Source organism: Sphaerisporangium sp. NPDC005288 (assembly GCF_040607475.1).
Classification (GTDB): Bacteria; Actinomycetota; Actinomycetes; order Streptosporangiales; family Streptosporangiaceae; genus Sphaerisporangium; species Sphaerisporangium rhizosphaerae.
The window spans coordinates 95281-113851 of record NZ_JBEXGT010000015.1; the positions used below are offsets into that span (position 1 = coordinate 95281).

At 72.9% G+C, this 18571-nt stretch carries 12 protein-coding genes; 7 read left to right on the forward strand and 5 right to left on the reverse strand.

Annotated elements, in window-relative coordinates; translation table 11 throughout:
* Positions 1-1197: a hypothetical protein gene (locus tag ABZU32_RS16455; RefSeq protein WP_354922814.1), complete on the reverse strand. Its 1197-nt coding sequence runs from the start codon at positions 1195-1197 to the stop codon at positions 1-3.
* Positions 1198-1384: 187 nt separating this feature from the next.
* Between ABZU32_RS16455 and ABZU32_RS16460 the strand changes: the two genes are divergently transcribed.
* Positions 1385-2359 carry a 4-hydroxy-3-methylbut-2-enyl diphosphate reductase gene (locus tag ABZU32_RS16460; RefSeq protein WP_354840181.1) on the forward strand — a complete coding sequence of 325 codons (975 nt, stop codon included), beginning with the start codon at positions 1385-1387 and terminating at the stop codon, positions 2357-2359.
* A 28-nt stretch (positions 2360-2387) separates the two neighbouring features.
* Here ABZU32_RS16460 and ABZU32_RS16465 read toward each other — a convergent pair whose 3' ends face one another.
* The 3 genes from ABZU32_RS16465 to ABZU32_RS16475 all read right to left on the reverse strand — a co-directional run bounded on the left by ABZU32_RS16465 (position 2388) and on the right by ABZU32_RS16475 (position 4988).
* Positions 2388-2921 (reverse strand): hypothetical protein, encoded by a 534-nt coding sequence (locus ABZU32_RS16465; protein ID WP_354922817.1) that lies wholly within the window; start codon positions 2919-2921, stop codon positions 2388-2390.
* A gap of 2 nt (positions 2922-2923) precedes the next feature.
* Positions 2924-3463, reverse strand: coding sequence for a DUF6542 domain-containing protein (locus ABZU32_RS16470; protein WP_354922820.1), 540 nt, complete (start codon positions 3461-3463; stop codon positions 2924-2926).
* 112 nt (positions 3464-3575) lie between these two features.
* Positions 3576-4988, reverse strand: a complete 1413-nt coding sequence (locus ABZU32_RS16475) for a DNA recombination protein RmuC (protein WP_354922822.1) — start codon at positions 4986-4988, stop codon at positions 3576-3578.
* A gap of 73 nt (positions 4989-5061) precedes the next feature.
* Here ABZU32_RS16475 and ychF point away from each other — a divergent pair, with 73 nt between their 5' ends.
* Positions 5062-6138, forward strand: coding sequence for a redox-regulated ATPase YchF (gene ychF, locus ABZU32_RS16480; protein WP_354922826.1), 1077 nt, complete (start codon positions 5062-5064; stop codon positions 6136-6138).
* Here the strand turns inward: ychF and ABZU32_RS16485 are convergent, their stop codons facing one another.
* A complete protein-coding gene (locus tag ABZU32_RS16485) occupies positions 6139-7728 on the reverse strand; it encodes a protein kinase (protein WP_354922829.1) in 1590 nt (529 codons plus the stop codon).
* Positions 7729-8563: 835 nt separating this feature from the next.
* On the opposite strand from ABZU32_RS16485, the gene ABZU32_RS16490 reads away from it, so the two are divergent.
* The 5 genes from ABZU32_RS16490 to ABZU32_RS16510 all read left to right on the forward strand — a co-directional run bounded on the left by ABZU32_RS16490 (position 8564) and on the right by ABZU32_RS16510 (position 18569).
* Positions 8564-9385, forward strand: a complete 822-nt coding sequence (locus ABZU32_RS16490; protein WP_354922992.1) for a conjugal transfer protein — start codon at positions 8564-8566, stop codon at positions 9383-9385.
* A 144-nt stretch (positions 9386-9529) separates the two neighbouring features.
* Positions 9530-9778 (forward strand): hypothetical protein, encoded by a 249-nt coding sequence (locus tag ABZU32_RS16495; protein ID WP_354840636.1) that lies wholly within the window; start codon positions 9530-9532, stop codon positions 9776-9778.
* Between the two features lie 38 nt (positions 9779-9816).
* Positions 9817-13281: a TcpE family conjugal transfer membrane protein gene (locus tag ABZU32_RS16500; RefSeq protein ID WP_354922832.1), complete on the forward strand. Its 3465-nt coding sequence runs from the start codon at positions 9817-9819 to the stop codon at positions 13279-13281.
* A gap of 78 nt (positions 13282-13359) precedes the next feature.
* Positions 13360-15843 carry an ATP-binding protein gene (locus ABZU32_RS16505; RefSeq protein ID WP_354922834.1) on the forward strand — a complete coding sequence of 828 codons (2484 nt, stop codon included), beginning with the start codon at positions 13360-13362 and terminating at the stop codon, positions 15841-15843.
* On the forward strand, positions 15840-18569 hold the full coding sequence (locus ABZU32_RS16510) for a hypothetical protein (RefSeq protein ID WP_354922837.1): 2730 nt from the start codon (positions 15840-15842) through the stop codon (positions 18567-18569). Before ABZU32_RS16505 ends, ABZU32_RS16510 begins: the two co-directional genes overlap by 4 nt.
* Positions 18570-18571: the final 2 nt, after the last annotated feature.

Consider the following 18571-nt stretch of genomic DNA (forward strand, 5'->3'; position numbering starts at 1 on the left):
CTATTCGGCCGCTTCGAGCTTCGCCAGGCGCTTGGCGTACATCTGCACGATGTCGTCCCGCGCGGCGGTCTGCCGCTCGTACTCGATCAGCGACCGGATCTGGTCGGCGGACTTGCCGCGGAGCCGGGCGCGCAGCGAGGCCATGGTCATCTCGGAGTAGCCGGGCATCGGCTCGGCGAGCGTCGGCGTGTCGCCGGCGGGGGAAGGCGCCGCGGAGGCGACTTCGGCGGCGGTGGTGGTCACGGCGTCGGCGAGCTTGCCTTCCGGGGTCTTGGCCCTGCGCGCCCGCGGCTTGGGCGCGGCGGTCTCGCCGGTGGCCGTGCTCTCGGTGCTCTCGGCGCTCTGTGCGGCCTTGGCGGCCTTGGTGGTCCTGGTGGCCCTGGCCTTGGGTTCGGCGGGGGAGGTCCCGGCCTTCGCGGCGGACGCGGCCGTGCGGGGCTTGGCGGCGGCCCGCGACGCGCGCTTCGCGGGCGCGGCGGGCGCCTCGGCCGCGGGCTCGGCCGTGACACCGGCGGGCGCGGCGGGCGCCGCGGGCTCGGGCGCGACGGCGGGCTCGGCGGTGGCGGCGGCGGGTTCCGGAGCAGCGGCCGGCTCGGGGGCGGCGGCGGGCTCGGCGGTGGCGGCGGCGGGTTCCGCGGGCGTGGCAGCGGGCTCGGTGACAGCGGACTCCGCGGTGGCGGGCTCCGTGGCGGGCTCGGCGGCGGCCGGTTCCGCGGCGGCCGGGGCAGGAGTCCCGGCGGCGGGCTTCGCGACGGGAGCCGGGGGCGCGGCCTCGGCGGGAGCCACGGACGCGGACGCGGACGCGGCCGTGGTCGGGGCCGTGGTGGCGGCGCCGTCCGAGGGCTTGGCGGCCGCGCCGTTCTGGTGGTCGGCGGACACCCTGGGCCGGGGGGCGAAGATGACCGGCTCGCGCCTGGCGGGCTTCTCCTCCCGCTCCTCGCGCTCGTCCATGACGACCTGCGGGGACGTCACGCCGGAGGCCCGCTCGTCGGCGGCGGCCTTGTCGTCGTCGCTGATGAGCCGCTTGATGCCGGTGCGGACGCGGTCGCCCAGCATCAGGGCCTGCCCGACCCCGCTGAGCGCGGTCTGCAGCACGTTGAGCGGCAGGTCCTTGGCCTTCTCCTTCAGTTCCCGGGGGTCTGTGACGGTTTGCCGGACGTTTTTGGCTATGGTGCGGACGATGTCGGTCAGTGACATGCCGGCTCCCTCAGAGGGTCTGATATTGGACGACCAGTCTGATCGGACTGGACCGCATGAGGTCAAGGGGCGGACGGACAGGGCCGTCGCACACGCACCCAAGCATAGGAAAGCAGATATACCGTGCGTGCCGCCGGAACCCGGGCCCACGGCCACCCAGGACGGCGAGAGCACATACCATGAGCACATGATTTCGGAGACCTCTGCGAGCCGACGTGTCCTGGTGGCCAAGCCACGCGGTTACTGCGCGGGGGTCGACCGCGCCGTGCAGGCCGTCGAGAAGGCTCTGGAACGCTACGGCGCCCCCATCTACGTCCGTAAGCAGATCGTGCACAACACCCACGTCGTCAAGACGCTCGAAGAGCGCGGCGCGGTCTTCGTGGAGGAGACCGAGGAGGTCCCCGAGGGCGCCATCGTCGTCTTCTCCGCCCACGGCGTGGCCCCGGCCGTCCACGAGGAGGCCGCCCGGCGGTCGCTGAAGACGATCGACGCCACCTGCCCGCTGGTCACCAAGGTCCACAACGAGGCCAAGCGCTTCGCCGCCAAGGACTACGACATCCTGCTCATCGGCCACGAGGGCCACGAGGAGGTCGAGGGCACCGCGGGTGAGGCCCCCGAGCACATCCAGCTCGTCGACGGCCTCGACGGGGTCGGCCGGGTCCAGGTGCGCGACCCCGAGCGGCTCGTCTGGCTGTCCCAGACCACGCTGTCGGTCGACGAGACCAACGAGACGGTGACCCGTCTGCGCGAGCGCTTCCCGAACCTCATCGACCCGCCGAGCGACGACATCTGCTACGCCACGCAGAACCGCCAGGTCGCGGTCAAGGAGATCGCGCGCGAGGCGCAGCTCGTCATCGTCGTCGGCTCCACCAACTCCTCCAACTCCAAGCGCCTGGTCGAGGTCGCCAAGGACGCCGGAGCCGACGCCTCCTACCTGGTGGACAACGCCTCCTTCATCCAGGACGCCTGGCTGGAGGGCGTCACCACGGTCGGCGTCACCAGCGGCGCCTCGGTGCCCGAGGAGCTGGTCGAGGGCGTGCTGGCCCGGCTGGCCGAGCGCGGCTTCGGCGACGTCGAGGAGGTCGAGTCGGTCCCCGAGAACGTCCGCTTCGCCCTGCCCCACGAGCTGCGCCGCGACCTGCGCCCCGCCGCCTCCCGCTGACGGCCCTTTTCCACCTCCGGCCGGCGGGTCAGCGGGTGCCGAGGACGGCGCCCAGCGCGTCGGGCACCAGCGAGGTGTCGATGACCAGGTCGGCGCGGTCGCGCACGCGGTCGGCGGCGAAGTAGGCCCGTTCCTGGCGGGCCCAGCGCTCCCAGTGCGGCCGGTAGGCATCGCCGTCGCGGCTCAGCGCCCGCGTGCGGCGCACCTCGGGCGGGGCCTCCACCCAGATCAGGCGCGAGAGGTACGGCGCGGCGGCCACGGACCCCGCGCCGGCGCCCTCGACCACCAGCGGCGACGGCGAGGGCACCTCGTGCCACTCGGCGTACGCGCCCCGCGTCCAGTCGTAGCGCCGCCAGCGGGCGGGACGGCCCTCGGCGCGCGGGCGCAGGATCCACCGGACGAGCCGATCGGCGCCGCCGAGCAGCCCGTCCCAGCCCGGGTACAGGTCGTCCATGTGGACCAGGGTGGCGCCCAGCTCGCCGGCGAGCGCGCCGCCCAGCGTCGTCTTGCCCGACCCCGACGGCCCGTCCACGGCGATGACCCCGGCCGGGCGCCCGCGCACGGTCAGGCCTCGGGCTCTCGTGGCGTGCCGTACACGCGGGGCTCGAAATAGCCCTCGGGCTCGGGGACGTAGCCCTGCTCGGCGCCCGGCCTCGCTCGGCGGGGAGCTCCGGCCGCGGTGGCCGCGGAGGTGGAGCGGCCGGCCCGCAGCTCGGCGCGCAGCTCGCTGACGTTGTCGGGCAGCCCACGGAACCAGGCGACGGCCAGCACGAGCGCGGAGCCGCCGAACAGCCACGGCGCGGCGGCCGACAGCCCGGTGAACAGGCCGAGACCGAGCGCCTGGAGCAGCGACGGCGCGCCGAACCCGCCGAACAGGGCGCTCACCAGGGTGGCGGCGAAGAACACCAGCGGCGGGGCGACCACCAGCGCGAGCAGGTCACGCGGCTGGACGAGCAGGACGGCGGCCAGGCACGCGGCGCAGAAGACCAGCCCGATGACCAGCATCGACCCGGTCGGCCGGGAGGCGAGCGTCGCGACGAAAATGAGCGCTACGGCACCGCGGGCGGTCAGCCTGACCCCTGGTCGCGCTCGCTCCTGTGCCACCACCGCCGCCCCCTCCGGGCCCGGGCCCCACGGCCGCTCCGGCCGGCCTCATGACAAGTCTCGCGTCAACTTACCGTTCAGGCGAGGGGCCGGGAACGTGCTTGCCGTCTCTTCACCAGCGGCTGGCGGCGTCTCTGCCTCCCGTCCCTGCCCGCCGTCCCTCCGCGTCCCTCCGCGTCCCTCCCTCACCCGCCGGCCCGCCGTCGCCGGGCATTCCGCTCTCGTCTTCCGGTTCTCCGTCGGGGGACGCGTCCGCTTCGCCGGGGAAGGGCTCATCGCCGATGAGCTCGGGCATGGAGGGGGTGCGGGGGAGGTCCTCCACCAGGTCGGGCTGGGGGAGGGGGGCGTCGACCACGCCCAGGTCGTTCAGCCTGCGCGCCGTGACGAGCACGCGGCCCTCCAGCGAGCCGACGGTCTTGTTGTAGGCCACGACGGCCCGGCCGAGCGCCTTGCCCACCGCGTCGACGTTGCGGCCGAGCGCCCCGAGCCGCTCGTACAGCTCCTTGCCCAGGTCGAACACCGCGCGGGCGTTCTCGCTCAGCGCCTGCTGCTGCCAGGCGTACTGGGCGGTGCGCAGCATGGTGATCAGCGTCGTCGGGGTGGCGATGTGCACGCGCCTGCGCATGGCGTACTCCAGCAGCCCCGGGTCGCGCTCGAGCGCAGGGGCCAGGAACGCCTCGCCGGGGATGAACAGCACCACGAACTCGGGGGCCGGGCTGAACGCCTGCCAGTACGTCTTGGCGGCCAGCCGGTCGACGTGGTCGCGCAGATGGCGGGCGTGCGCGTCCAGCCTGACCTCCTGCGCCCCCGCCTCGGCGGCCTCCGCGGCCTCCAGGTAGGCGGCCAGGGACACCTTGGAGTCCACGACGATGTTCTTGCCGCCCGCCAGGCGGACCACCATGTCGGGCCGTACGACGCCGTCGGCGGTCACGGCGGACGCCTGCTCGTCGAAGTCGCAGAACCGCGCCATGCCCGCGATCTCGGCGACCCGCCGCAGTTGCAGTTCGCCCCAGCGCCCGCGCGCCTCGGGGCGGCGCAGGGCGCGCACCAGGGCGCCGGTCTGCGCCTTGAGCTGCTCGGAGCTGTGCCGTACGAACTCCATCTGCTTGCCCAGCTCGGCCTGCGCCACCCGCTGCCCCGTCTCGCTCTCGCGGAGCTGCTCCTGCACCTTGGCCAGGGTCTCGCGCAGCGGGGCGACCAGATTCTCGACGGCCTGCCTTCGCTGCTCCAGGTCGCCCGCGGCGTCGGCCCTGGAGGCGGCGAACCGGCTCTCGGCCAGCTCCAGGAAGCGCAGGTTGTTGACGTCCAGCGCCCGGTTGGACAGCGACTGGAAGCGCTGGGTCATCTGCTCCTCGACGTAGGCGACCTTCTCGTCGGCGGCCTGCGCGCGGGCCTCGGCCAGCGCGAGCCGGCTCTCGGCGCCGGCCAGCCGGGCGGCCGCCCGCGACCGGGCGAGGGCGAAGCCGATGACCAGCCCGGCGGCCAGCCCCACCGCCAGCTGGAAGGCGAGTGCCATCACGTCCATCTCCGCATGATTCCAGGCCCATCGCCCCCACGGGTGTCAGGAACGGCGCCGGGGCACCGTAAACTCGGCGAACGTGAGCTTGAGCATCGGCATCGTCGGCCTGCCCAACGTCGGCAAGTCCACGCTTTTCAACGCGCTGACCAAGAGCGGCAACGCCCTCGCGGCGAACTATCCGTTCGCCACGATCGAGCCCAACGTGGGCATCGTCGGCGTGCCGGACTCCCGGCTGGCCGCACTGGCCGAGATCTACTCCTCCGCCAAGATCATCCCGGCGAAGGTCGAGTTCGTCGACATCGCGGGCCTGGTCAAGGGCGCCTCGGTCGGGCAGGGGCGGGGCAACCAGTTCCTGGCCAACATCCGCGAGACCGATGCGATCTGCCAGGTGATCCGGGTCTTCACCGACCCCGACGTCACGCACGTCGACGGCGACATCTCCCCGAGCCGCGACATCGAGACGATCAACACCGAGCTCATCCTGGCCGACCTGCAGACCATCGAGAAGGCCCTGCCGCGGCTCACCAAGGAGTCGCGGACCAACAAAGACCGCAAGGCCGTCCTGGAGGCCGCCGAGGCCGCCTCCAAGGTCCTGGACGGCGGCACGACGCTGTACGCCTCCGGCATGGACCTCACCGACCTGCGCGAGCTGCACCTGCTGACGGCCAAGCCGTTCCTGTACGTGTTCAACCTCGACTCCGACGAACTCGCCGACGAGGGGCTGCGCGCCCGCCTGTCGCAGGTGGTGGCCCCGGCCGAGGCGGTGTTCCTGGACGCCAAGATCGAGTCCGAGCTGGTCGAGCTGCCCGACGACGAGGCGCTCGAACTGCTGCAGTCGGTGGGCCAGGAGGAGTCGGGCCTCACCCAGCTCGCCCGCGTGGGCTTCGAGACGCTCGGCCTGCAGACCTACCTGACGGCCGGGCCGAAGGAGACCCGGGCCTGGACGATCCGCAAGGGCGCCACGGCCCCCGAGGCCGCCGGGGTCATCCACACCGACTTCCAGCGCGGGTTCATCAAGGCCGAGGTCATCTCCTTCGACGACCTGGTCGAGGCCGGCTCGATGCCCGCCGCCCGCTCGGCGGGCAAGGCCCGCATCGAGGGCAAGGACTACGTCATGCGCGACGGCGACGTGGTGGAGTTCCGCTTCAACGTGTAGTCATCGATATGACTCCAGGTTGTCCGCCACCCACGTCGCGGCCAGGTCGGGACGGCGGTACCCGGGCGTGCGCAGCGTGAGGTACACGACGGCCGTCATGTTGTCCTTACGGAAGAGGACCTGCGTCCGGTAGATGTGGGTGCTGACGATGACCTCGCCTCGGGTGTGGCTGAAGGCCTCGTCGCCCACGGGCGGTCCCTGGCGGACCCGCGTCCCAGGGTTCCTTCTCGGCTCTTCCGCCATGCTGGTGCGCGTGGCGGCGAAGAACGAGTGGGCGAAGTCCGATGTCGCCGAGCGGATCAGCGTCAGATTGACGAAGACCCCGATGTCCTCCCTTATCCACATGCAGGAACCGTGGGTCTGGAACTGGCGTTTCACCGGAGTGCCGAGGAGCCGCCCGGCCTGCTGGGCGGTCAGCAGCGAGCAGGCCTCCGGGTCTCCCTTGTACAGGCCCTTCTCGGCCTGGACCGGGGACGAGCGCGCCGCGGAGCTCTTTGGCGCGGCGGTGTTTCCTCTCGGCGTCGTCGTCGGCGTCTTCAGCCACACGCCGCGGGTCGCGACCCCGGCCGCGGTGACCATGACCACCGCGAGTATCGATCCCAGAAGCACCGACTTGCCGCGCGGCGTCGGCCGTCGGGGTGGCACGGAGCTCGAAGAGGGTTGGGTGGTCGGGACGCCGCTGCCCTGCCCCGAAGGCGTCGCCGGGCCTGCCGGGATCAGGTAAGGCGGACCGCCGGGCCTGGGGAGGTGCATGGGCGGTGGCGCGGCACCGGCCGCGACGGGCCGTAGCTGCCGGATCGCCTGGTCGCCGGTGGCCCGCCGAGCGGGATCCTTTTCGAGCAGGCCGGCCAGAACGGGCGTGAGGGGCCCGGCTCGCCTCATCGGATGGGGTTCCTGCATGAGCACGGCGGCGAGCACGGCCGTCGGATTCTCCCGCGAGTAGGGGGCATGGCCCTCGACCGCGGTGAACAGAGTGGCGCCGAGCGACCAGAGATCGGACGCCGGCCCGTCGACCTCGCCCCTGAGCCGCTCGGGGGCGATGAACCCCGGTGAGCCGGTCAGCATGCCGCTCTGGGTGAGAGACGGGTCTCCGGACAGGGTGGCGATGCCGAAGTCGGTGAGTACGACCCGGCCCTCGTCGGTGACCAGGATGTTGGCCGGCTTGAGGTCCCGATGGAGGACGCCGGAGCTGTGGGCGGCGCCGAGGGCGTCGAGCAGGCGCAGCCCGATTTCGGCGACCCGCTGCGGGGGCAGCGGTCCGTGATCGCGGATCAACTGGTGGAGCGAGCGGCCCTGGACCAGTTCCATGACGATCCAGGGCCGCTCGTCGTCGATGACGATGTCGTGCACGGTGACGATCGAAGGGTGAGCGCGCAGCCGGGCCGCCGCCCGGGCCTCGCGCAAGGTGCGCTCGCGCAGTTCGGCGCGCGTGCCCTCGTCCAGGTCGGGCGGCAGCCGCACCTCTTTGATGGCGACGTGCTGGCGCAGCAGGTCGTCGGAGGCCAGCCAGACGGTTCCCATGCCTCCCTTGCCGAGGAGGGAGATGAGCCGATAGCGCCCGACGAGGAAGCGAGGGGATGGCGTATCCACAGAGGGCAACATAGTGCGAGGCAGCGGGGTCGGCCGTGCGGCCGTCACCCATCACGAAACGCGCCTGACGGTGCGTGAGCCTGTGACCTGCGGATAGTAAGGCGTGGCCGTCAGGTGATCGGCAGGGCGGCGCGCCCCGCGTACTCTCCAGTGTTTGGGTCGGTCATGCGCTCCGCCGGGGCCGCCGGCCATGTACGTGCCGCCGCGCGCCCGACCGCGCGGGCGGCCTGGCGGAAGGGAGGCAGTGCGTGCGGGCACTTCGCGACCTCCCCATGGATCGGCGAACGCGATCCCATCATCTGCCTGAGCAGCGGTTATGCCTCCACAGCATGTCCGGTTCACGATGGTTTCTTGTCAGGTGCGAGCTTTGTCCTTAATGCGAATCTCGTCGGGGAGGTGAGTCCAGGCTCGCGGACGAACAAGGGCACTCTGTCCTGCGTGAACTCGGTAGTGGCGTTCCTGATACCGGAGGAAGACCGACTTGGTCTGCTACGGCGATGCCTGCACCATGGGCGTGGCTTTCCTGGAACAATTGGTGAGGCCGCTAAAGTGAATACTTCACCATGGATAACAGGATCGATAGTAAGACGACACCGCGCCAGCCGGGGGGATCGGCGCGAGCGGAGGCGTGATGGCTCGCAGGTCAAACGTCCAGCACGGTCCGCGGACCGCTGGCGAACCCGAGCATTCGACGTACCCTCCCTCGCCCTACGACCCGGACCTTGACCCCGTGCCGGGTCGCGTACGCAGCGCGCCACGCCGTGGCGGGTGGTCCGGTGGGGGCGGGCGCTGGCTCGTGTGGACGGGCAGAGCGGTGCTGTGGGCGTTGATCATCGTGATCGTCGTCAACGGCGTCCGCGCGCCCATCGAGCGCATCACTCAGGGTGACCAGCCCACCGGCGCGCCGGCCGCGCCCACGGGCACGGGCTTCCCGGAGGCCGACGCCGCCGCGTTCGCCAGCCAGTTCGCGCTCGCGTATTTGAATTACGACGCCGCCAAGCCCGACGACCGGGCCGAGCGATTGAAGCCTTTTCTCCCGGTAGGGGCGGACACTCAATTCGGCTGGGACGGTGTGGGGCGAATGTCCGCCGGTAATTTCCAGCTTTCTGGCATTGAAGTGAGTGACGCGCAAAATGCGGTTGTGACGCTTTTCGCCCAGTCCGGCGCGCAGCGCTGGAAGCTCTCGGTCCCGGTCTACTACTCCGAGGGCAAGTTCGTCGTCTCCGGTCAACCGGGGCTGATGCCCGCGGGCGGCCCGGCGAACCTGCCCCAGCTTCCGCAGGCCGACCACGACGACACCGCGGAAAACGAGCTGCGACCGCAACTCGAGAACTTCTTCAAGGCCTATGCGGCCGGCGATCCGACCCAGTTGCAGCGTTATGTCATCCAAGGCGAGACGCTCGACGGTTTCGACGGAAAGGTCACACTGGCCGAGCTGAAGAGCGTCAGCGCTCCTCCGGGCGGCGCCACCCGCGAGATCACCGCCGTGGTCAAGTGGACGTTCGCCCAGGGCGCGGCACCGTCTCCGGCCGCCACCTCGGGCGACCAGGCCGGAGGCACCGGCGCGCTTGACCAGGCCTACCGGCTCACGGTGGTCAAGCAAGGCGGCAACTGGTACGTCAAGGACATTCGCGGCGGGACACGGACCGTTGAATGAGACCGCGGCGGCTATGGGAGGCGGCGAGGGAGCGGCCAAGGAAGCGCGACGATCCCCAGCGGGTCGGCCGACCGGCGAGCGCGACCATGAGCAGGAGGACCAGAGTTGATAGTGAAAATGATCGTGGAGAACGCGCTGGAGGTCATGACGCCGTCGGCGCCACCGACCGGCGGCGTGAACACCGCGGGGCTCGCGGACTTCCTCCGGAGGTTCTTCGCCCCGCTGTTCCTCGTCGTGGTCTCCGTCGTCGCCATTTTCTTCCTCTTCACGCGGGAGATCACCAGATTCGTCCAGTTCATCATTCTGGCGGTCGCGATCGGTGTGATCTTCTACGTGCCCAACGTCATCGAGGTGACGGCCAGGGCGATCGCGGGAGCGCTCGGCATCAGATGAGCGCGACCAGGTTGCCGTGACAGGGAGAGGAGGATCGGGTGGACCTGCCTACCTATACCAATATCTGGCGCATTGAGAAGCGGCTCTACAAGCTGTACGACCTTCGGCTGCCGATGCCGCTTCCGATCGTCTGGATCGGTGTGTTCTTGGGCGTGCTGGTCCCCTGGTCGGTGCTCCTGCGCCTTCTCCAGGTCCCCATGGAGATGCCCTGGCACGTGCTGTACCTGGTGCCTCCGGGCATCGTGACGTGGCTGTCCACCCGGCCGGTGATCGAGAGCAAGCGGCTCAACGAACTGCTCCAGTCCCAGCTCCGCTACTTCGGCGAGCCGAAGACCTGGTGCCGCCTGGCGCCGGCCGACGAGCCCGACGAGATCACCTTCACCGCCAAGGTCTGGCGGTCGGCTCCGCAGGCCGCGCTCCTTGCCTCGGCCGAGACCGCGAAGCCCGCCTCCAGGTCCCGGCGCGGCGCCCGCGCCAAGCCCAAGCACACCGCCCCCCGCAAGCGGGCCGTCCCGTCCTGGGCCCCGGCACGGCAGGTCCCCTCCATCAAGGCACGCCCGGGCGAGGTGCGCCCGTCCGTGGCCGCCGCCGCGGCGGCCGTGACCTCGCTGCCGGCCGCCGAGCCCCCCGCCCGTCAGGCCGAACGCCCCCGCGTCACCCGGGGAACAGCCGCCGCCCAGCCCGCCGCGGCCCTCCCCGCCATCGCACCCCCCGTCCACGACCCCGCGACCCGGGCGACCGGCCCCGCGACACCCACCCCGGCCACGCCCGCCACCGGCCCCGCGACGTCCCCTCCGGGGTCCGGCATCGGCCGCGCGACACCGGCCATCGGCCCCGCGACGTCCGCTCCCGGGTCCGCCATCGGCCCTGCCACACCGGTCATCGGCTCGGCGACGCCGGTCTCCGGCCTCACCCCGGCCGGCTCCGAGGCTCCCGCCGGTCCTTCACGGCCTCGCGTCTCCACCCCTGATCGCATCGTCGTCCGCCGCGATCCGGCCCCTGACCGGCTCGTCGTCCCGCGCCTGCCCTCGCCGGGCCGCCCCGCCCCCGAGCGGGGCCTCTCACGCGACCGGGTCACCGAGGCGCAGGGCCTCTCACGCGACCGCGCCCTCGAGGCGCAGGGCCCGTCAGGTGGTGACCGCGTCGCTGAGACACAGGGCCCCTCAGGCGACCGCGTCGCTGAGGGACGGGGCCTGTCGCGTGAGCGTGCCTCCGAGCGGCAAGGGGTCTCGCGTGACCGTGCTCCCGAGCACCAGGGCCTGTCGCGTGACCCTGCCTCGGAGCGGCAAGGGGTCTCGCGTGACCGTGCCGCCGTTCCGCCGGAGCGGTCCGGCGCGAAGGCCGAGGCGACTCCCGCCCCGGGCCAGGGCATCTCGGCCACCCCGCCGCCGATAGGCACCGAGGCGCTGCGCCGCCTGCGCCGGCTCGCGGCCTCCGCGGAAAGCCGCGGCACGACCAGCATCCCCGGCAGCACCCCTGCCTCGGGTATCGGTCGCCTCGGCATCCCTGCCGGGGGCATCCCCGTCCCGGGCGCCCCTGCCCCGGATCCGGCCGCCACGGCAAGCCCGGCAAGCCCGGCAGGCACGACAAGCACGACAAGCACGTCCCCCACTGCTGGTGCGGCGCGCACAGCGAGTACGCCGGCCTCGGCTGGTGCGGCGCCCACGACGGGCACGCCGTCCTCGGCTGGTGCGGCGCCCACGGCCGGTACGCTCCCCGCGGCAGGCACGGCGGATACGGCGCCCGCAGCGGGTACGGCGGATACGGCGCCCGCAGCGGGTACGGCGGGTACGGCGCCCGCGGCAGGTAGGGAGGGCACTGCCGCCACGGCGGGTACGGCGGGTGCTCCGGACGCTTCTCGCGTCGCAGGGCCCGCCGGCGTCGCCGGGACCGCCGTGACCGGGCGTCCTGGGGTGGAGCCGAGCCAGGGCGAGCCGGTGGCCGGTACGCGGGCCGGTGCCGGAGAGACCGACGTCCGCGAGCAGCACCGCAAGGGGCAGCCGCCTCGTGCCACCGCCCCGCAGTACCGGCTGCCCGAGTCTCGTACGGTCTGGCCGGTCTCCCGCACCCGCCCCTCCGAGACTTCCCCCTTCGAGACTCCCGCCTCCGAGCCACACCCCTCCCGGGCCCTCACTTCGGAGCGTCCGTCCCAGAGCCCCGCCTCTGAACCGCGCTACTCCGAGGCCCCGGCTTCGGCGCCGGGCGCGTCTCAGAGCCCCGCTTCCGAGCCGCGTCTGTCCAAGGCCGCGTCTCAGAGCCCCGCTTTCGAGCCGCGTCCGTCCGAGGCCGCGTCCTTCGCCCCGCGTTCCTCCGAGGCGGCCGGTTCGCGGTCGGAGCCGGCGCCGCGCCCGTCCGAGGGGGCGGGTGGTCGCGGGGCCGAGGGCATCGGGGCCGAGGGTGTCGAGGCCGAGGCTCCGAGGACCGCCGTGCCGCGGGTTCCGGCGCGGCCGGCCGCGCGCGAGCAGGCGGCGCCGCCGCTGTCCATCCGCGCCGTGCCCACGGGTCCGGGCGCGCCCGCCGACCCGGCGGCGCCGTCGGTCCCCGTGCCCGTGCCCCGCCCGGGAGACGAGCCGCGCGTCCGTCGCGTCGAGTCCGTCGTCGGGCGCGACCAGTCGGGCGGCTGGCGACGGCTGGCCCAGGTGGTGGTCGGCGGCGGCGGCCCGAACCGCAACGACGGCATCGAGATGGACGAGGCCAGGGCCCGCACGACGCTCGCGGGCAGCCGCCGCGTCGTCGTCCTCGGCTGCACGGGCGGTGCGGGACAGACCACGACCACGCTGATGCTCGGCCACACCCTGGCCCGCTACCGCGAGGACCGCGTGGTCGCGGTGGACGCCAACACCGGCGACCACACGCTGACCGGCCGCATCGCCACCGACTCGCCCGAGACGCTGACCTCGCTTCTGGCCGGGCTCGACGGTGTGAGCGGCTACCTGAGCATGCGGGCGTACACGACGCGCTGCGAGTCGGGCCTGGAGGTCGTCGGCTCCGACTCCGACGCGGCCGCGGCCCGGCGGCTCGCCGACCGCGGGTTGTTCTCCGACGAGCGTCTCGCGCACGCCATGCGCGTGCTGGACCGCCACTACAGGCTGATCATCGTCGACCCGGCCGCCTCGATGGCGGCGCGCATGCTCGCCCACGCCGACCAGCTCGTGCTGGTGGCCCCCGCCAGCGAGGACGCGCCGGACGCGGTTGCGATGACCTTCGACTGGCTCGACGGGCACGGCTCCACCGAGTTGCGCCGGCGCGCGGTCATGGTGATCAACGGCGTGAGCCGGCGGAGCATGGCCGGGGTGGAGCAGGCGGAGGCGGTGGCCCGCGGCCGCTGCCGCGCCATCGTCCGCGTCCCGTGGGAGGACGAACTGGCCCCCGGGCACGCCGGCCCGGTCCAGCTCGCGCATCTGCGGGCCTCGGGACGCAGGGCGTACGTCGCCCTCGCGGGAGTTGTGGCAAGCGGCCTGGCGGTGGCGAACCGCCCGAGCGAGGAGGAAGTGGCCCAGTGAGCAGCATGCCGGCGCGGTGCGGGGAGGTAGTGGCTCAGTGACCAGCAAGCCAGCGCGGTGCGGGGAGCGGTCCGCCTGATGGGAAGATCGTCGCGGTCGAGGAGCAGGCTGGCCGTACGCTACTTCGACGATCGGATCCTCCTCACCGACACGTCGGCATGGGCGTATTTCCGGCTTCCGACGGTCAGCTACGAGTTCGTGACCGCCGAGGAGCGGGAGGCGCTGGCCACCAACATCACCATCGCCCTGGCGGCGATCCGCATGACCGACGCCGAGGTGCATCTGCGGGTGGCCCACCGGGCCTATCCCGCCGCCGAGTGGGCGATGGCGCTGAACGCGACCTCCGACGAGGGCGAGGGCTGGCGCGACTACCTGGAGGAGATGTACCGCCACGTCTGGGCCAAGGACTTCTGGACCAAGGAGGTCTACCTCGGCGTGCGGCTCGGACCGCGGGGCGCGCAGCTCGGCACGGGCGTGCTGGCGCAGTTGCTCGGCTACTACCAGCGCGGCGAGAAGGGTCTGGGCCTGGACGACGACCACGTCCCGGACGCCGAGATCGACAAGTGGACCGTCCAGGCCGAGCGACTGGGCCGCGCCCTCGGCTCCAGCGCCCTGTACGCGCGCCACGCCAGCTCCGGCGAGATCGCCTGGCTGTTCCGGCACGCCGCCTCCGGGTCGCTGGGCGACCCGCCGTCCTCGGCCACCCCGTCCAGGCGGTGGGGGAAGGGCGAGATCGAGTCGCTGGTCGAGGGGCAGATCCACAACGGCCGGTCGTTCCTGCGCGTCGAGCAGCCCGAGGGCGACTCCTACGTCGCCCACCTGTCGTTCGCCAGGTTCCCCGACCTGATGCCGTTCCCGGACGGCGAGCCGTGGCTGCACTTCATCGACCAGTTACCGTTCCCGGTCGAGGTCAGCTCGCGGATGCGCCTCATCCCGCCCACCAAGGCGAGCAAGGACGTCGCCCGCAAGCTGGCGCACGCCCGCGACATGGACATCCACATTCGTGAAGCGGGGGCCGAGGCGCCGATCGCCCTGGCCGAGCAGATCGACGCGGCCCGCATGCTGGAACACGGCATCACCAAGGAGCGCCTGCCGTTCGTCTACGGGTGGCACCGGCTGATCGTGGCCGCGCCGAGCCAGGAGATCTGCCTGCAGCGGGTCGAGGCGGTCGTGGAGCACTACCGCGACATGGGCATCGACATCGTCAACTCGACCGGCGACCAGTTCTCGCTGTTCTGCGAGGCGCTGCCGGGCGAGCGGGTGCGGGTCAACGCCTACGCCCAGCGGCAGCCGCTGCGCACGATCGCGGGCGGCATGGCGACGGCCACCGTCGACCTCGGCGACCGCATCGACGAGACCGGCGCCGGGTGGGCCGGCCCGTACATCGGCGAGACGCTCGGCCGGGCGCGGTCGATCGTCCACTTCGACCCGCTCGTGGCCGCGACGCGCAACCGGCCGACGGCCATCGCCATCACCGGCGAGCCGGGCGGCGGCAAGACGACCCTGGCGCTGCTGCTCATCTACCAGATGGCGGTGCGCGGGGTCACCGTCGCGGTCATCGACCCCAAGGGCGACGCCGAGTCGCTGGTCCAGCTCCTGCAGAAGCGTGGGCGCAAGGCCCGCATCATCCCGCTGGGCTCGGCGGCGCCCGGCCTGCTGGACCCCTTCTCGTTCGGGGACGACATCGCGGCCAAGAAGACCATGGCCACCGAGACGCTGCGGCTGCTGCTGCCGCGCATGTCGGAGGAACGCGAGTCGGCGATGATCCAGGCCGTCGCGACGGTGTCCAACGGCGCCGACCCGTCGCTGGGCAAGGTCGTCGACCACCTGGAGCAGGCCGAGGACGCCGCCTCGCGCAACCTCGGCGCGGTGCTGCGGTCCATGGCCGAGATGCACCTGGCCCGGCTCTGCTTCGACCCCTCCGGTGGCGACCAGATCGACTCCGAGGGGTGGACCACGGTGTTCACCCTCGGCGGGCTGACCCTTCCCGACGTCGCCACGGCCCGGGACGACTACTCCTACGAGCAGCGCCTGTCGGTCGCCCTGCTCTACCTGGTGTCGCAGTTCGCCCGGCGCCTGATGAACGGCCTGGACCGCCGCGCGCCCAAGGCGATCTTCCTGGACGAGGCGTGGGCGATCACCTCGACACCGGAGGGCGCCAAGCTGGTGCCCGAGGTGTCGCGCATGGGCCGTTCCAGGAACACCGCGCTGGTGCTGGTCTCGCAGAACGCGGGTGACCTGCTGAACGAGCAGGTCACCAACTGTCTGTCCTCGGTGTTCGCCTTCCGCTCGACCGAGCGCGTCGAGGTGGACCACGTGATGGCGCTGCTGGGTGTGGAGCCCTCCGAGGAGCACAAGGCCGCGTTGCGGGCGCTGGGCAACGGCGAGTGCGTCTTCCGCGATCTGGACGGCCGCGCGGGCCGCATCGGGGTGGATCTCATCTCCGAGGACCTGCTGCGCTGGCTGGACACCAATCCGACCCACGACAGGCCCGGCGAGGGCGCGCATGATCCTCGCGGGCGGACCAACAGGCCGGGAGCTGCGCAGGAGGTGCGGTCATGAGTCACCTTGGAAGCGGCGGCAGGACGTCCGTGTGGCGTGCGGGCATGGCGAGGGCGTCGGTGTGGCGTGCGGGCATGGCGGGAGCGTCGGTGTCGCGTGCGGGCGCGGGGAGGGCGGCGGTGTGGCGTGCGGGCGCGGCGAGGGCGTCCGGGCGTCGCGGAGGCGCGGCGGGCGAGGGTGGACGCGGCAGGCGGCTGCGCCGCAGGGTCGTGCTGATCCTGGCCGTTCTCGTCGGCATCGTCGTGCTGCCCATCGCGTTCTCGCCGACCGTGGCGGGTGCGGCCGGCCCGTGTGACCTCTCGCCGGACCTGTCACCCGAGATCGTGGGCGGCGGCATGGACGGCCTGGTCAAGCCGCCCCCGCCCGACTCCGCCTCCGGCGGCGCCGGCGCGACCGGGACGTCCCCGGCCGCGCAGAACGCGGTCCCCGGCGTCTCCCCGGCGCCGCAGGGCGGCACGTCCGCGACGGTCGGCAAGGCGGCGGTCCCCGAGCCGCTCACCAACTACGACCGGTACGGCATGGCCGGCCAGTTCTGGCACACCTACGGTCTGGGGTGCAACGACGTCGCGGCGGTGCTCGGCAACGCCTGGGCCAACTCGGTGTTCTCCTGGGCCAAGGACATCGACCGCATGACGATCACCACCTACCAGGCGGCGGCCACCGAGGGACCGCTCCAGTCCATCAAGGACGTGGTGGACGACATCGTCACCAACCTGGCCGACGCCATGTACTGGCCGTACCTGCGGGTGATCGTCCTGCTCGGGGCGGTCTGGCTCGCCTGGTACGGGCTGATCCGCAAACGCGCCAGCACCACGGCCGAGGGCGTCATCTGGATGATCCTCGCCGTCACGGTCGCCGTGTGGTTCTTCAGCCGCCCCGGCGACTTCACCGGCCTGGGCAAGACCGTGACCGACAAGACGGCCGAGGTCGTCAACTCGGCGTTCAGCGGGCTGCCGGGCGCGGGCGGGGCGTCCTGCCTGCCGACCAAGGGTCAGGCCAATCCCAAGGCCGGGCCCGGCGGCTACGGCCAGAACGGCACGCCGGGCGTGGACCAGAACGCCGACGCACTGTGGTCGACACTGGTCTGCAAGCCGTGGCTGATGGGCGAGTTCGGCACGGCCGACGCCAAGGCGCCGGTGGTGGCGGTGATGGGGCCGAAGCTGCTCGACATCCAGGCCACCGACCTGCAGGAACAGGTCTCCGGGCAGAAGCAGGCCTCCGGCGCGCACCAGACGAGGTACGAGGAGGAGGTCGCCAAGCCGCTCGAGAGCACCTCCATGTTCTTCCTCTTCCAGGGCAAGGACTGGACCACCCGGCTCAGCATCGCCATCGGGGCGCTCATGGCCGCCATGGTCGCGGGCGTGCTGATCTTCCTGGTCGCGGTGTCGCTCATCGCACTGAAGATCGGGTTCCTGCTGCTGCTCATCCTGGGCCCGGTGTTCCTGCTGCTCGGCGTGCACCCGGGCTCCGGGCGGATCATCGCGATGCGCTGGGTCGAGATGCTCGTCGGCACGCTGCTGAGACAGGCGGTGCTGGCCTTGGTGCTCGGCGTGCTCGTGTACGGGTACGCGCTGATCATCTCCACGAACCTGCCGTGGGGCATGCAGATCATGTTCATCGCGCTGCTCACGATCGCCGTGTTCTTCTACCGGCGTCCCTTCCAGCACCTGTTCGCGTCCATGGACGGGCACACGCTGGCCACCCGCATGCTCGGCGAGGCGGCCTCCGCGCCGACCCTGTCGCGCGCGGCGAACGCCCTGCCGCCGGTCGCGGCGGCCCGCATGGGCCGCTGGGGCCTGCGCAAGGCCGAGCCGGTCATCAACGCGGCGGCCATGGCGGGCGGGGGAGCCGCCGCGGCGGCGGCCGCGTCCGGGGTCGCCCAGGGCCGGGTCAGGGGCGAGGAGGCCGCCGCGGGCGGCCCGCAGCAGCAGGGCACCCGCGTGCCGGTGGGCGCCCAGCCCGCCCCGCTGGACGCCGACGGGCAGGCGGGCGCGCGGCGCAGGGCCGCCGGGCGCGGCACCGCCATCCCGCGTCCCGGAGCGGCGCCGCCGCTCAACCTGTCGGGACGCGCGGGCAGGGCGGGCGGCGGCCAGACGAGCCCCCGGCCGCCGACGCGCACCGGCGCGGGCGGCGGATCGCCCGCTTCGGCGGGCTCCAGCGGTGGCGGTGGCGGCGGCGGTTCGGTGGGCGGCTGGTTCGGCGGCCGGTCGGGCGGCTGGGCGTCCCGGTCCTCGGCGGCGGGCGGCTCCTCCGGCGGGTCGTCGGGCGGGTCCTCGGGTGGCGGGTCGTCCCGCCGGTCCGAGGCGCCGCGCGCGGCGCGTTCCACGGCCGGCGGCCCCCGCGGCCTGTCCGGCGGCGGCTCCTCCGGCGGTTCGGGTGGTTCCTCCGGTGGTTCGGGTGGCCTGTTCGGCGGAGGCGGCTCATCGGGCCGTTCCTCCGGCGGCCTGTTCGGCGGCGGCTCGTCCGGCCGCTCGTCGGGCGGCTCCTCCGGCAGGTCGTCCGGCGGCTCCTCGCGTTCGTCCGGCGGGTCGTCGCGTTCGTCCGGCGGGCTGTTCGGCGGCGGCTCGGGCGGCCGGTCCTCCAACGGGTCCTCGCGGGGCGGGCGCTCGGACGGCGGCCGCTCTGAGGCCCCGCCCCTGTGGTTGCCACCGCGCTCGGGCGGCGGGCGCGGTGAGGACGAGTCCGCGCCGTTCTGGCTGCGTCCGGGCGACGGAGACAAGGACTGACG

Excerpts from the sequence above, each read along its gene's own strand:
- ABZU32_RS16460 (WP_354840181.1), top strand. The coding sequence starts at position 1,385 with ATGATTTCGGAGACCTCTGCGAGCCGACGTGTCCTGGTGGCCAAGCCA.
- ABZU32_RS16505 (WP_354922834.1), top strand. The coding sequence starts at position 13,360 with ATGGGAAGATCGTCGCGGTCGAGGAGCAGGCTGGCCGTACGCTACTTC.
- ABZU32_RS16455 (WP_354922814.1), bottom strand. The coding sequence starts at position 1,197 with ATGTCACTGACCGACATCGTCCGCACCATAGCCAAAAACGTCCGGCAA.
- ABZU32_RS16475 (WP_354922822.1), bottom strand. The coding sequence starts at position 4,988 with ATGGACGTGATGGCACTCGCCTTCCAGCTGGCGGTGGGGCTGGCCGCC.
- ABZU32_RS16510 (WP_354922837.1), top strand. The coding sequence starts at position 15,840 with ATGAGTCACCTTGGAAGCGGCGGCAGGACGTCCGTGTGGCGTGCGGGC.
- ABZU32_RS16495 (WP_354840636.1), top strand. The coding sequence starts at position 9,530 with ATGACGCCGTCGGCGCCACCGACCGGCGGCGTGAACACCGCGGGGCTC.